This is a genomic window from Pseudomonas asplenii (genome assembly GCF_001293465.1).
Lineage (GTDB): Bacteria > Pseudomonadota > Gammaproteobacteria > Pseudomonadales > Pseudomonadaceae > Aquipseudomonas > Aquipseudomonas fuscovaginae_B.
In genome coordinates this window covers 286,955-300,560 of the sequence record NZ_JSYZ01000002.1, presented here as the reverse complement: position 1 = coordinate 300,560, position 13,606 = coordinate 286,955, and the positions used below count along the sequence as shown (strand labels likewise).

Below are 13,606 nucleotides of genomic sequence, written 5' to 3'. Positions count from 1 at the left end.
AAATAACGAAGTGGAGAGCCGCATGGTTCCCGTAATCGCCCTGGTGGGCCGACCGAACGTCGGCAAGTCCACCCTGTTCAATCGCCTGACCCGCAGCCGCGACGCCATCGTCGGCGACCTGTCCGGTCTGACCCGTGATCGCCAGTACGGTGAGGCTAAGTGGCAGGGGCGTTCCTATATTGTGATCGACACCGGCGGTATCTCCGGCGACGAGCACGGCATGGACGAGAAGATGGCCGAGCAGTCGCTGCTGGCCATTGAAGAAGCCGATGTCGTGCTGTTCCTGGTGGATGCCAAGGCCGGCTACACCGCTGCCGACCAGATGATCGGCGAGCACCTGCGCAAGCGCAACAAGCGTTCCTACGTGGTCGCCAACAAGATCGACAACATCGATCCGGATATGGCACGTGCCGAGTTCAGCCCCATGGGCCTGGGCGACGCGCTGCCGATCGCCGGCGCCCACGGTCGCGGTATCAACCAGATGCTGGAAATCGTCCTGGGTGACTTCCCTCGGGACGAGGCGGAACCTGAAGAAGGCGAGGCCGAAGAGGTTGCCGAAGGCGAGGAGGCCACGCGCATTCCGGGCCCGAGCGAGAAGGATGGCATCAAGATCGCCATCATCGGTCGGCCGAACGTCGGCAAGTCGACCCTGGTCAACCGTATGCTCGGCGAGGACCGGGTGATCGTCTATGACCAGCCAGGTACCACCCGTGACAGTATCTACATCCCGTTCGAGCGCAACGACGAGAAGTACACGCTGATCGACACCGCCGGTGTGCGCAAGCGCGGCAAGATCCACGAGGAAGTCGAAAAGTTCTCGGTGGTGAAGACCCTGCAGGCGATCAAGGACGCCAACGTGGTGATCTTCGTGATGGACGCCCGCGAAGGTGTGGTCGACCACGACCTGAACCTGCTCGGCTTCGCCCTGGAAGCCGGTCGCGCGCTGGTCATCGCCCTGAACAAGTGGGACGGCATGACCCCGGGCGAGCGTGACTACGTGAAGACCGAGCTGGAGCGCCGGCTGTTCTTCGTCGACTTCGCCGACATCCACTTCATCTCGGCGCTGCACGGCACCGGCGTGGGCAACCTGTACCAGTCGGTGCAGAACTCGTTCAAGTCGGCGGTGACCCGCTGGCCGACCAGCCGCCTGACCCAGATCCTCGAGGACGCGGTGTCCGAACACGCGCCACCGATGGTCAACAACCGCCGGATCAAGCTGCGCTATGCCCACCTCGGTGGTGCCAACCCGCCGCTGATCGTGATCCACGGCAACCAGGTGGAGAAGGTCCCGAACTCCTATGTGCGGTACCTGGAAAACACCTATCGCCGTGTGCTGAAACTGGTAGGGACGCCGATCCGTATCGAGTTCAAGGGCGGCGAGAACCCGTTCGAAGGCAAGAAGAACACGCTGACCGACCGTCAGGTCAACAAGAAGCGTCGCCTCATGTCGCACCACAAGAAAGCCGAGAAGAAGCGCCGCGACAAGCGCTGATTCCGGACTCGGAAGAGGGCGCCCATGGCGCCCTTTTTCATGCCTGGTGGATACGTTATCCTCGAACCCTCCCGTGCCGTGTAGAGCCGGATGTTCAGCAGGGAAAACGGCCCCATGATCACCAGCAAGTTGCCGAATGTCGGCACCACCATCTTTACCCGGATGTCCCAGCTCGCCGCGGAAACCGGCGCACTGAACCTGTCCCAGGGCTTCCCTGATTTCGATGGCCCGCAAGCCTTGCGCGATGCAGTGGCCCGGCACATTGCCAGCGGCCATAACCAGTATGCGCCAATGACCGGCCTGCCGGCCCTGCGCCAGCAGGTGGCGGCGAAGATCTTCAGCAGCTATGGCGTCCATGTGAACGCCGATGCGGAAGTGACGATCACTCCCGGGGCGACCCAGGGTATCTTCTGTGCGATCCAGGCGGTGATTCGGCCGGGCGATGAGGTCATCGTCTTCGACCCCTGCTACGACAGCTACGAGCCCTCGGTGGAACTGGCCGGCGGGCGCTGCATCCACGTGCAACTGAGTCTCGACGACTTCGCCATCGATTGGCAGAAACTCGAGGATGCGCTCAGTCCGCGGACCCGGATGATCATTCTCAATACGCCGCACAACCCCAGTGGTGCGCTGATCAGTCATGCCGAACTGGACCAGTTGGCGACGCTGATCGCCGATCGGGACATCTACCTGATCAGCGACGAGGTCTATGAGCACCTGGTCTACGACGATGTGCCGCATGCCAGTGTGCTGGCCCATGAGGCACTCTATCAGCGTGCGTTCGTCGTCAGTTCGTTCGGCAAGACCTACCACGTCACCGGCTGGAAGACCGGCTACGTGATTGCGCCGCCGGCCCTGAGTGCCGAATTGCGCAAGGTGCATCAGTACGTCAGCTTTTGCGGCGTGACTCCGTTGCAGTACGCCCTGGCCGACTATATGGAAGAAGACCCCGGCCATGTGCAGCGCCTGCCGGCGTTCTACCAGCAAAAGCGCGACCTGTTCTGCGACCTGCTCAGCCAGTCGCGTTTCAGCTTCAGGCGTGTGGCGGGTACCTATTTCCAGCTGGTCGATTACTCGCAGATCCGCCCGGACCTGAACGACGTCGACATGGCGATGTGGATGACCCGCGAGCATGGCGTGGCGGCGATCCCGGTATCGGTGTTCTACCAGACACCGCCCGAGGGCCAGCGGCTGGTTCGCCTGTGTTTTGCCAAGCGCGAGGAGACGTTGCGTGAAGCGGCGGAGAAATTATGCGTGATCTGAGTACGTTGCCCGATCTGAAGCTGGCCCTGGTACAGACGTCCCTGGCCTGGCATGACCGTCAGGCCAACCTGGAGCATTTTGAGGTGCTGCTGGAGCAGGCCCGCGGCGCCGACCTGATCATCCTGCCGGAAATGTTCACCACCGGTTTTTCCATGGAGTCCAGGACCCTGGCCGAGCCGGAGAATGGTCCGACCACCCAGTGGCTGCGTCGCCAGGCGAAAAAGCTCGATGCGGTGGTCACCGGCAGCGTGATCGTGCATGCCGCCGATGGCAGCCATCGCAACCGGTTGCTGTGGGCGCGGCCGGATGGCGAGGTCTGGCACTACGACAAGCGCCACCTGTTTCGCATGGCGGGCGAGCACAACCACTACACCCCTGGCGAGCGCCAGGTGCAGTTCGAACTCAAGGGGTGGCGGGTGCGCCCGCTGATCTGCTACGACCTGCGTTTCCCGGTGTGGAGTCGGGATGCCCATGACACCGATCTGCTGCTTTATACCGCGAACTGGCCGGGCGCCCGACGTCTGCACTGGAATCGCCTGTTGCCGGCCCGGGCGATCGAGAACCTCTGCTATGTGGCGGCGGTGAACCGGGTCGGGACCGATGGCAAGGGCTTTTCGTACACCGGCGACAGCCAGGTGCTGGATTTCCAGGGCGAGTCGCTGCTGGGAGCGGGGGAGGCCGATGGCGTGTTCCAGGTCAGCCTCAGCGCTGCCGAGCTGGCGGCGTATCGCGAGCGGTTTCCGGCCAATCTGGATGCCGACAGCTTCGAGTTCACCTGATTCGGTGGTCGGCAGGCTTGCCCGCGAATGGGCCCTTGAACTGAACACAAGCTCCAGAAAGAAAGAGGCCCCGAGGTGTTCACCCCGGGGCCTCTTTCCTTTATCGCGACGGACGCTTACGCGGCCTTGCTCGCGGTCGACTGGCTCAGCGAGCGGTTCAGGGCGCTGAACACCGCCTTGAAGCTGGCCGTGGTGATGTTTTCATCGATACCCACGCCGTGCACCGCACGTTCACCGTTCACACGCAGCTCGATGTAGGCCGCAGCCTTGGCGTTGGTGCCCGCGCCGATGGCGTGCTCGTTGTAGTCCATGATCTCCACCGGGACCGGCAGGCCGGCCACCAGGGCTTCCAGGGCGCCATTGCCCTTGCCGCGCCAGTGCAGGTTAGTCTCGCCCTGGCCCTTGCTCGCCACTTCGACTTCGACGCTGCTGTTGCCGTTCTCTTCCTGCAGGCGATGGCTGACCAGCGCATACGGGGTGTTGGCCTGCAGGTACTCGCTGTGGAGCAGGGCGTGGATCTGCTGGGCGGTCATTTCCAGGCCCAGGCGATCGGTTTCGCGCTGTACCACCTGGCTGAATTCGATCTGCATGCGACGTGGCAGGCTGATGCCGTACTCCTGCTCCAGCAGGTAGGCGATACCGCCCTTGCCCGACTGGCTGTTGACGCGGATCACCGCTTCGTAGCTGCGGCCGATGTCGGCCGGGTCGATCGGCAGGTACGGTACTTCCCACAGGGCGTCCGCCTGCTGCTGGGCGAAGCCCTTGCGGATCGCATCCTGGTGCGAGCCGGAGAACGCGGTGTGAACCAGGTCGCCGACATAGGGATGACGTGGGTGCACCGGAATCTGGTTGCACTCCTCGACCACCTTGCGCACACCGTCGATGTCGGAGAAATCCAGTTGCGGGTCGAGACCCTGGGTGTACATGTTCAGGGCCACGGTCACCAGGTCGACGTTACCGGTACGCTCGCCGTTGCCGAACAGGCAGCCTTCGACACGGTCGGCGCCGGCCATCAGGCCCAGCTCGGTGGCGGCTACGCCGGTACCACGGTCGTTGTGGGTGTGCAGGCTGATAATCACGCTGTCACGACGGTTGATGTTGCGGTGGAACCACTCGATCTGGTCGGCGTAGACGTTCGGCGTGGCCACTTCGACGGTGGCGGGCAGGTTGAGGATCACCTTGTTCTCGGGGGTCGCGTTCCACACCTCGACCACGGCGTCGCAGACTTCCTTGGCGAACTCCAGCTCGGTGGCGCTGAAGGTTTCCGGGGAGTATTCGAACTGCCACTGGGTTTCCGGCTGCTGGGCGGCGTACTTGACGAACAGTTTGGCCGCGTTCACCGCGATATCCTTCACGCCCTGCTTGTCCTGGTTGAAGACGATGCGGCGGAACGACGGGCTGGTGGCGTTGTACAGGTGCACGATGGCCTTCTTGGCGCCGCGCAGGGATTCGAAGGTGCGGGCGATCAGGTCTTCACGGGCCTGGGTGAGCACCTGGATGGTAGTGTCGTCCGGGATATGGCCGTCTTCGATCAGGGTACGCACGAAGTCGAAGTCGGTCTGCGATGCGGCCGGGAAGGACGCCTCGATTTCCTTGACGCCGACGCTGACCAGGGTTTTCCAGAAACGCAGTTTTTTCGCCGAGTCCATCGGCTCGATCAGCGACTGGTTGCCGTCGCGCAGGTCGGAACTGCACCAGATCGGCGCGGCAGTGATGGTTTTCGACGGCCAGGTGCGGTCAGGGAGGTTGATCACCGGGAATGGACGGTATTTCGAAGACGGATCTTTGAGCATGCTCATGGGGAATTCCTTGTTTGTCAGGGCCGAAAAGAGGCGGCCAGCCGGTGTAGCGTTGTCAGGAAAAAGCCTGGGGATGAGGCACCGCGATTCAGCCCGGCAGTCGTGCGCTGACGAGGCAGAGACTGCGGTGTTGACGACGCTGAATGAGGGTATGGGACGTTTTCATGCTTCCAACCCTAACCAGTGGGGTGAAAGATGGCAAGCCTGTAGAAAAATTTGAGAGGAATACTCGATAAAATGGCTTTTTCGAGATTTTATTCTGCTTCGGGTGCGGAAAGTCTAGAACAATTGCGCACTATTTTGGACCGGCGCAATCCTTCTCGCTACCTTGCACGGCCGTGAGGGCGCTCCGCCGTGTGCTGCGCGAGGGACAGCGCAGACAAAAAAGGAGGCCCGAAGGCCTCCCTTTTCCATTGCCCGACACCCTTACAGGCTGGAGATCCGGGCGTGCTGCTCGGCCAGCTTGCCCAGGGCCTGTTCGGCTTCGGCGAGCTTGGCGCGCTCCTTCTCGATGACTTCAGCCGGAGCCTTGTCGACGAATGCGGCGTTCGACAGCTTGCCGCCGACGCGCTGGACTTCGCCCTGCAGGCGCTGGATTTCCTTGTCCAGGCGAGCCAGTTCGGCGCCCTTGTCGATCAGCCCGGCCATGGGCACCAGCACTTCCATCTCGCCGACCAGGGCGGTGGCGGACAGGGGTGCTTCTTCGCCGGCGGCCAGCACGGTGATCGATTCGAGCTTGGCCAGCTTCTTCAGCAGTGCCTCGTTTTCCTTCAGGCGACGCTGGTCTTCGGCACCGGCGTTGTTGAGGAACAGTGCCAGCGGCTTGCCCGGACCGATGTTCATTTCGGCGCGGATGTTGCGCACGCCGAGCATCAGCCCCTTGAGCCATTCGATATCGCCTTCGGCCGCCTGGTCGATGCGCTCCTCGTTCGCCACCGGCCACGGTTGCAGCATGATGGTCCTGCCTTCGGCACCGACCAGCGGCGCCAGGCGCTGCCAGATTTCCTCGGTGATGAACGGCATGAACGGGTGAGCCAGGCGCAGGGCCACTTCCAGTACGCGCACCAGGGTGCGACGGGTGCCGCGCTGGCGCTCGACCGGCGCATTCTCGTCCCACAGCACCGGCTTGGACAGTTCCAGGTACCAGTCGCAGTACTGGTTCCAGATGAACTCGTAGAGCGCCTGGGCGGCCAGGTCGAAACGGAACTGGTCGAGCTGGCGGGTCACTTCGGCTTCGGTACGCTGCAGTTGCGAGATGATCCAGCGATCAGCCAGCGACAGCTCGTAGGCCTCGCCGTTCTGGCCGCAGTCCTCGCCCTTGTCGAGCACGTAGCGGGCGGCGTTCCAGATCTTGTTGCAGAAGTTGCGGTAGCCTTCGACGCGGCCCATGTCGAACTTGATGTCGCGACCGGTGGACGCCAGCGAGCAGAAGGTGAAGCGCAGGGCGTCGGTGCCATAGCTGGCGATGCCCTCGGCGAACTCGGCGCGGGTCTGCTTCTCGATGGCTTTCTGCAGCTTGGGCTGCATCAGACCGGTGGTGCGCTTCTGCACCAGCGCCTCGAGCTCGATACCGTCGATGATGTCCAGCGGGTCGAGAACGTTGCCCTTGGACTTGGACATCTTCTGGCCCTGGCCGTCGCGCACCAGGCCGTGGACGTAGACGGTCTTGAACGGAACCTGCGAGGTGCCGTCCTCGTTCTTCACCAAGTGCATGGTCAGCATGATCATCCGGGCGACCCAGAAGAAAATGATGTCGAAGCCGGTCACCAGCACGTCGGTGGGGTGGAAGGTCTTGAGGAACTCGGTCTGCTCCGGCCAGCCCAGGGTGGAGAAGGTCCACAGGCCCGAACTGAACCAGGTGTCGAGAACGTCGTTGTCCTGCTGCAGGGCGATGTCCGCGCCGAGGTTGTGCTTGGCACGCACTTCGGCTTCGTCGCGGCCGACATAGACCTTGCCCGACTCGTCGTACCAGGCCGGAATCCGGTGGCCCCACCACAGCTGGCGGCTGATGCACCAGTCCTGGATATCGCGCATCCAGGAGAAGTACATGTTTTCGTACTGCTTGGGCACGAAGGCGATGCGGCCGTCCTCCACGGCGGCAATGGCCGGTTCGGCCAGCGGCTTGGTCGACACGTACCATTGGTCGGTCAGCCAGGGCTCGATGACGGTGCCGGAACGGTCGCCCTTCGGCACCTTCAGGGCGTGATCGTCGATGCTGACCAGGAGGCCCGCGGCGTCGAAGTCGGCGACGATCTGCTTGCGCGCCTCGAAGCGGTCGAGGCCGACGTATTGCGCCGGGATCTTGCCGTCGATGCTTTCGTTCAGCGTGCCGTCGAGGTTGAACACCTGGCAGGCCGGCAGGACGCTGGCGTTCTTGTCGAAGATGTTCAGCAGCGGCAGGTTGTGGCGCTTGCCGACTTCATAGTCGTTGAAGTCGTGGGCCGGGGTGATCTTCACGCAACCGGTGCCGAATTCGGGGTCGCAGTAGTCGTCGGCGATGATCGGGATGCGACGGCCAACCAGTGGCAGCTCGACGAATTTGCCGATCAGGGCCTTGTAGCGCTCGTCGTTCGGGTTCACCGCAACGGCGGAGTCGCCGAGCATGGTTTCCGGGCGGGTGGTGGCGACGATCAGGTGGTCCAGGCCTTCGGCGGTACGGGCTCCGTCAGCCAGCGGGTAGCGCAGGTTCCACAGGAAACCCTTCTCGTCGTGGTTTTCCACCTCGAGGTCGGAAATGGCCGTGTGCAGCTTGGTGTCCCAGTTGACCAGACGCTTGCCGCGGTAGATCAGTCCATCCTCGTGCAGGCGCACGAAGGCTTCCTTGACCGCCTCGGAGAGACCGTCATCCATGGTGAAGCGCTCGCGGCTCCAGTCCACCGACGAACCCAGGCGCCGGATCTGCCGGCTGATGTTGCCGCCGGACTGCTCCTTCCATTCCCAGACCTTCTCCAGGAACTTCTCGCGCCCCAGGTCGTGGCGGTTCTGGCCCTGGGCTTCGAGCTGGCGCTCCACCAGCATCTGGGTGGCGATACCCGCGTGGTCGGTGCCCGGCTGCCACAGGGTGTTGCGGCCCTGCATGCGGCGGAAACGGATCAGCGCGTCCATGATCGCATTGTTGAAGCCGTGGCCCATGTGCAGGCTGCCGGTGACGTTCGGCGGCGGGATCATGATGGTGTAGGAGTCACCCGCGCCCTGCGGGGCGAAGTAGTTCTCGGACTCCCAGGTCTGGTACCAGGAAGTTTCAATGGCGTGCGGCTGGTAGGTCTTATCCATGCGCGGCGGGACCCTTAGGCATTAATTCAGGAAAGCCGGCAAGTATAACGGGGATATGGCGCGGGGCGTAGACCTCATTTCAGGAAGGGTACTGGCTGAGCAGGCGCTCCATCCGGGCGTCCAGGCGGCGCTTGATCTCGGCCTCGATATGCGGCGCAAAATCGTCGATCACATCCTGCATGATCAGTTGTGCGGCGGCACGCAGTTCGCTGTCCAGATGCAGCAGGGCATCCTGGTTCCTGCCACGGGCAGGTTCGGCGGCGGTCGCCGGCCCGGGCGTCGGTGCGGGCTGGGTGACGGCCGGTCTGTCGGCTTCGATTGGAGCCTCGACCCTGGTGGTCTCGACCTGAACTTCGGTCCTGCTCTTGCTGCCCACCATGTCGAACAGCAGCGGAATCTGCCCTTCGGCAGGGACGGTTTCGGTCAGCAGCGGCGGTTGCAGGGTTTCGTCACCCAGCAGCTTGCGGATCGACTCGAGCTCGTCCAGCAGGGGAGCGGCCTTTTGTGATTGTCTTGGAGTGTCCATCGGGTTGCTCAAAGTCGCTGTAGACGGTGATCTTGCAGAGGATAGCCCTGTTCGCGGTAGAAGCGGAAACTCTCCCGCGCCGCCTGGCGGATGGTCGGGTCTTCCACCACCACTTCCGCGATGCGGGCAAACCGCGAGGCGAACGGCGGGACCCGCTTGTCCAGGTTGACCAGCAGGTCCTGGTGGGGGCCGGGATCGTCTCCCAGCCCCAGCACGACGCTGCCTTGCGGCTCGCTTTCGGCGGGGCCGTGAGGCACGAAGCTCTCGCCCTTGAAACGCCACAGCCGGGCGTCGAGTTCCTCGCGCTGCGCGGCATCGCTGCAATGCAGGTAGATCCGGTGGCCCAGGCGCCAGGCCTTTTCGGTCAGCTTGCAGGCGAAATCCAGGCGCGCCATGGGATCCGCGCTGGGAAGGATATAGAAGTCGACTTGGGTCATGGGGAATTCCGCAGGCCGGGCGGCGGCGTTGACGGGCGCCGCCCGGCAGGCTCAGGGTCAGGCCTTGGCACGGTCCAGCAGGTATTGGGTCAGCAGCGGAACCGGACGACCGGTGGCGCCCTTGTCCTTGCCTCCGCTGATCCAGGCCGTGCCGGCGATGTCCAGGTGGGCCCAGTTGAGGTTCTTGGTGAAGCGCGACAGGAAGCAGGCGGCAGTGATGGTGCCGGCCTTCGGTCCGCCGATATTGGCAATGTCGGCGAACGGGCTGTCCAGCTGCTCCTGATATTCGTCGAACAGCGGCAGTTGCCAGGCGCGGTCATCGGCCTGGCGGCCGGCGCTCAGCAGTTGCTCGATCAGTTCGTCGTTGTTGCCCAGCAGGCCCGAGGTGTGCGAGCCGAGGGCGACGATGCAGGCGCCGGTCAGGGTGGCGATGTCGATCACCGCCTGCGGCTTGAAGCGCTCGGAGTAGGTCAGGGCATCGCACAGCACCAGGCGGCCTTCGGCGTCGGTGTTGAGGATCTCCACGGTCTGGCCGCTGAGGGTGGTGACGATGTCGCCCGGACGGGTCGCGCCGCCGCTCGGCATGTTCTCGGCGCAGGCCAGGATGCACACCAAGTTGATCGGCAGCTTGAGTTCCAGCACGGCCTTCAGGGTGCCGAAGACGCTGGCGGCACCGCCCATGTCGAACTTCATCTCATCCATGCCAGCGCCCGGTTTCAGGCTGATGCCGCCGGTGTCGAAGGTGATGCCCTTGCCGACCAGGGCGAATGGCTTCTCGGATTTCTTGCCGCCGTGGTACTGCATGACGATCAGGCGGGGTGGCTGGTCGCTGCCCTGGCCGACCGCATAGAACGAACCCATGCCCATTTCCTTGATCTTCTTCTCGTCGAAGATCTCCACCTTCAGGCCCTTGTGGGCCTTGCCCAGGCTCTTGGCCTGTTCGGCGAGGTAGCTCGGGTGGCAGACGTTCGGTGGCGCGTTGCCCAGGTCGCGGGTGAAGGCCATGCCGCTGGCGATGGCCTTGGCATGGGTCACGGCGCGCTCGACTTCGGCCTGGGCGGCCTTGATGGTGACCAGGGTGATTTTCTTCAGGGCGCGCGGTTCGGCCTTCTGGCTCTTGTAGGCGTCGAAACTGTACTCGCCATCGAGCAGGCTTTCGGCCAGCAGGCGGGTCTTGCCGTAGCTGTCGCGACCCTTGACCACCACTTCGTCGAGCGCGAGCACGGCGTCGCTGCCGCCCAGGCCCTTGAGGGTACCGAGGATGCTGGAGACGATCTTGCGGAACGGCCGGTCGCCCAGTTCGGCGTCCTTGCCCACGCCCACCAGCAGTACGCGGTCTGCCTTCAGGTTCGGCAGGCTCTGCAGCAGCAGGCTCTGGCCGACCTTGCCGGCCAGGTCGCCGCGCTTGAGGATGGCAGCGATGGCGCCACCCGCCAGTTCGTCGAGCTTCTGTGCGACAGGGCCGAGCTTGCGGCCTTCGCCGACGGCGACTACCAGGGTGGCGGTCTTCAACGTTTCCGGGCTAACGCTTTTTACAACCAGTTCCATGTCTGGGTCCCTGAATATAAGGTCAGTTGGCGCACAGCGGGGCTCTGCGCTGGGTGGCTTGGCGACACTGTGGCGCGCAAGCGACAAAGGCGGCAGTTTGAACCTCGCCGACCGCTGCTGACAACCCTGCGTTGCAGCTTTGCGTGCGCGGTTGAGCGTGCGCAGTGACAGGGGCGGTCAATCACAGGATAATGCGCCATCCTTTCGGGTGGCTCGCAGTGCAGGCCGCCCTGTTTGCTTGTTTGGCCGCCTTAGCCTGACAACCCTGGAGTGTCTGGTTTGATCGTCTTTCGTTATCTGTCTCGCGAAGTCCTGGTTACATTGAGTGCCGTCAGCGCCGTCCTGCTGGTGATCACCATGAGCGGGCGCTTCGTCAAGTTTCTCGCCCAGGCCGCTTCGGGTGCCCTGGACCCGGGTTCGTTGTTCCTGATCATGGGGTTTCGCCTGCCCGGCTTCCTGCAACTGATCCTGCCACTGGGTCTGTTCCTCGGGATTCTGCTGGCCTATGGCCGGTTGTACCTGGAAAGCGAGATGACCGTGTTGTCCGCCACGGGCATGAGCCAGCAGCGGCTGCTCGGCATGACCATGGCTCCGGCATTGCTGGTGGCGCTGCTGGTGGCCTGGCTGAGCCTGTCCCTGGCCCCCCAGGGCGCCTACCAGTTTCAACTGGTGCTGAACAAGCAGGATGCCCTGACCGAGTTCGACGTCCTGGAGCCGGGGCGCTTCCAGGCATTGAATGACGGTTCGCGCATCACCTACACCGAAAAGCTCTCCGATGACCGTTCCCATCTGGGTGGCGTCTTCATTTCCGAGAAGCGCCTGGGCCAGGACAAGAAGGACCGTGGTATCTCGGTGCTGGTTGCCGACCATGGCCGCCTCGAGGTCAAGCCGGACGGCAATCGTTTCCTGGTCCTGGAGGATGGCTATCGCTATGACGGCAGCCCGGGGCAGGCCGACTACCGGGTGATCAAGTACGACACCTACGGCGTACAGATGGACAAACCGGAAATCAGCAACGAGGTGACCGACCGCGATGCACTGGCCACCCACGACCTGTGGGGCAGCAGTGAGCGCAAGTCGATTGCCGAGCTGCAATGGCGCCTGTCGTTGCCGCTGCTGGTGTTCATCGTCACACTGATGGCGGTGCCGCTGTCGCGGGTCAATCCGCGTCAGGGGCGCTTCCTCAAGCTGCTGCCGGCGATTCTGCTGTACATGGCCTACCTGACCATGCTGATTTCCGCCCGCGGCGCCCTGGAGAAGGGCAAGCTGTCGCCGCTGCTCGGCCTGTGGTGGGTGCATGGGCTGTTCCTGGCGATCGGCCTGGGACTGCTGTATTGGGAACCGTTGCGTTTGAAGCTGGCGAGTCGTCGCGGCATGAAGGAGATGGCTCGTGGTTAAGCTCGACCGCTACATTGGCAGTGCCGTGTTCATGGCGATCCTGGCCGTGCTCGGGATCATCCTCGGCCTGGCCTCGCTGTTCGCCTTCATCGACGAGATGGGCAACATCAGCGATACCTACACCTGGGGCGACGTGCTCAGCTTCGTGCTGCTGACCGCGCCACGACGGGTCTACGACATGCTGCCGATGGCCGCGCTGATCGGTTGCCTGATCGGCCTGGGCAGCCTGGCCAGCAACAGCGAACTGACCATCATGCGCGCGGCGGGCGTGTCCATCGGGCGTATCGTCTGGGCGGTGATGAAGCCCATGCTGGTGCTGATGCTCGTCGGTGTGCTGGTGGGCGAGTACGTGGCGCCGGTCACCGAAAGCAAGGCCCAGGCCGACCGGGCGCTGGCCCAGGGTTCCGGCGATGCCCAGAGTTCCAAGCATGGCTTGTGGCACCGCCAGGGTGACGAGTTCATCCATATCAACGCCGTGCAGCCCAACGGCCTGCTCTACGGGGTGACCCGCTACCAGTTCGACGACCAGCGGCGCCTGCAATCCTCGAGTTTCGCCAAGCTGGCGCGCTTCGAACAGGATCACTGGACCCTGACGGACGTGACCACCACCCATTTCCGTGGTGATCACACCGAAGTCATCAACACGCCGCAGGAGACCTGGGGCGTGTCCCTCCAGCCGAACCTGCTGAGCACCGTGGTGATGGTGCCCGAGGCGCTTTCGATCAGTGGTCTGTGGAGCTACATCCACTACCTGGCGGACCAGGGGCTGGCCAACGGTCGCTACTGGCTGGCGTTCTGGGTCAAGATCCTGCAACCTTTGGTCACTGCGGCACTGGTGCTGATGGCTATCTCGTTCATCTTCGGTCCGCTGCGGTCGGTGACCCTCGGTCAGCGGGTGTTCACCGGGGTGCTGGTCGGTTTCACCTTCCGCATCGCCCAGGACCTGCTCGGCCCGTCGAGCCTGGTGTTCGGCTTCCCGCCGCTGTTCGCGGTGCTGGTGCCGGCGGGGATCTGTGCGATTGCCGGCTTCTGGCTGCTGCGACGCGCCGGATAGACGCCTCGCACCGCTCTGGATAGCCCGAAAAAAGCCT

Annotated in this window: 10 protein-coding genes; 5 read left to right on the top strand and 5 right to left on the bottom strand. The window is 63.6% G+C overall.

Features of this window, described 5'->3' with window-relative positions; all coding sequences use genetic code 11:
* Positions 1 to 22: 22 nt before the first annotated feature.
* The 3 genes from der (at position 23) to PF66_RS03380 (ending at position 3,534) form a co-directional block, all read left to right on the top strand.
* The gene (der, locus tag PF66_RS03390; RefSeq protein WP_054059229.1) at positions 23 to 1,492 is read left to right on the top strand and encodes a ribosome biogenesis GTPase Der; all 1,470 of its coding nucleotides are present in this window, start codon (positions 23 to 25) and stop codon (positions 1,490 to 1,492) included.
* A 114-nt stretch (positions 1,493 to 1,606) separates the two neighbouring features.
* Complete coding sequence (locus PF66_RS03385; RefSeq protein WP_054059228.1) at positions 1,607 to 2,755, top strand: pyridoxal phosphate-dependent aminotransferase; 1,149 nt, start codon at positions 1,607 to 1,609, stop codon at positions 2,753 to 2,755.
* Complete coding sequence (locus PF66_RS03380; protein ID WP_054059227.1) at positions 2,743 to 3,534, top strand: amidohydrolase; 792 nt, start codon at positions 2,743 to 2,745, stop codon at positions 3,532 to 3,534. Before PF66_RS03385 ends, PF66_RS03380 begins: the two co-directional genes overlap by 13 nt.
* A gap of 116 nt (positions 3,535 to 3,650) precedes the next feature.
* On the opposite strand, the gene leuA is transcribed toward PF66_RS03380, so the two are convergent.
* The 5 genes from leuA to PF66_RS03355 form a co-directional block, all read right to left on the bottom strand.
* Positions 3,651 to 5,333, bottom strand: coding sequence for a 2-isopropylmalate synthase (gene leuA / locus PF66_RS03375; protein WP_054059226.1), 1,683 nt, complete (start codon positions 5,331 to 5,333; stop codon positions 3,651 to 3,653).
* 426 nt (positions 5,334 to 5,759) lie between these two features.
* Positions 5,760 to 8,606, bottom strand: coding sequence for a valine--tRNA ligase (locus PF66_RS03370; protein WP_054061886.1), 2,847 nt, complete (start codon positions 8,604 to 8,606; stop codon positions 5,760 to 5,762).
* 79 nt (positions 8,607 to 8,685) lie between these two features.
* Positions 8,686 to 9,132 (bottom strand): hypothetical protein, encoded by a 447-nt coding sequence (locus PF66_RS03365; protein WP_054059224.1) that lies wholly within the window; start codon positions 9,130 to 9,132, stop codon positions 8,686 to 8,688.
* Positions 9,133 to 9,140: 8 nt separating this feature from the next.
* Entirely contained in the window at positions 9,141 to 9,569 is a 429-nt protein-coding gene (locus PF66_RS03360; protein WP_054059223.1) for a DNA polymerase III subunit chi, read from the bottom strand.
* 57 nt (positions 9,570 to 9,626) lie between these two features.
* Positions 9,627 to 11,117, bottom strand: coding sequence for a leucyl aminopeptidase (locus tag PF66_RS03355; protein ID WP_054061885.1), 1,491 nt, complete (start codon positions 11,115 to 11,117; stop codon positions 9,627 to 9,629).
* A 279-nt stretch (positions 11,118 to 11,396) separates the two neighbouring features.
* Here PF66_RS03355 and lptF point away from each other — a divergent pair, with 279 nt between their 5' ends.
* Entirely contained in the window at positions 11,397 to 12,515 is a 1,119-nt protein-coding gene (gene lptF / locus PF66_RS03350) for an LPS export ABC transporter permease LptF (protein WP_054059221.1), read from the top strand.
* Positions 12,508 to 13,569 carry an LPS export ABC transporter permease LptG gene (lptG, locus tag PF66_RS03345; RefSeq protein WP_054059220.1) on the top strand — a complete coding sequence of 354 codons (1,062 nt, stop codon included), beginning with the start codon at positions 12,508 to 12,510 and terminating at the stop codon, positions 13,567 to 13,569. The genes lptF and lptG overlap by 8 nt, the downstream gene beginning before the upstream one ends.
* The last annotated feature ends 37 nt before the right edge of the window (positions 13,570 to 13,606 follow it).

What these genes read in the sequence shown, in the direction of transcription:
- PF66_RS03380 (WP_054059227.1), top strand. Translation starts at nt 2,743, where the DNA reads ATGCGTGATCTGAGTACGTTGCCCGATCTGAAGCTGGCCCTGGTACAG.
- der (WP_054059229.1), top strand. Translation starts at nt 23, where the DNA reads ATGGTTCCCGTAATCGCCCTGGTGGGCCGACCGAACGTCGGCAAGTCC.
- PF66_RS03360 (WP_054059223.1), bottom strand. Translation starts at nt 9,569, where the DNA reads ATGACCCAAGTCGACTTCTATATCCTTCCCAGCGCGGATCCCATGGCG.
- PF66_RS03365 (WP_054059224.1), bottom strand. Translation starts at nt 9,132, where the DNA reads ATGGACACTCCAAGACAATCACAAAAGGCCGCTCCCCTGCTGGACGAG.
- leuA (WP_054059226.1), bottom strand. Translation starts at nt 5,333, where the DNA reads ATGAGCATGCTCAAAGATCCGTCTTCGAAATACCGTCCATTCCCGGTG.
- PF66_RS03370 (WP_054061886.1), bottom strand. Translation starts at nt 8,606, where the DNA reads ATGGATAAGACCTACCAGCCGCACGCCATTGAAACTTCCTGGTACCAG.
- PF66_RS03385 (WP_054059228.1), top strand. Translation starts at nt 1,607, where the DNA reads ATGATCACCAGCAAGTTGCCGAATGTCGGCACCACCATCTTTACCCGG.
- PF66_RS03355 (WP_054061885.1), bottom strand. Translation starts at nt 11,117, where the DNA reads ATGGAACTGGTTGTAAAAAGCGTTAGCCCGGAAACGTTGAAGACCGCC.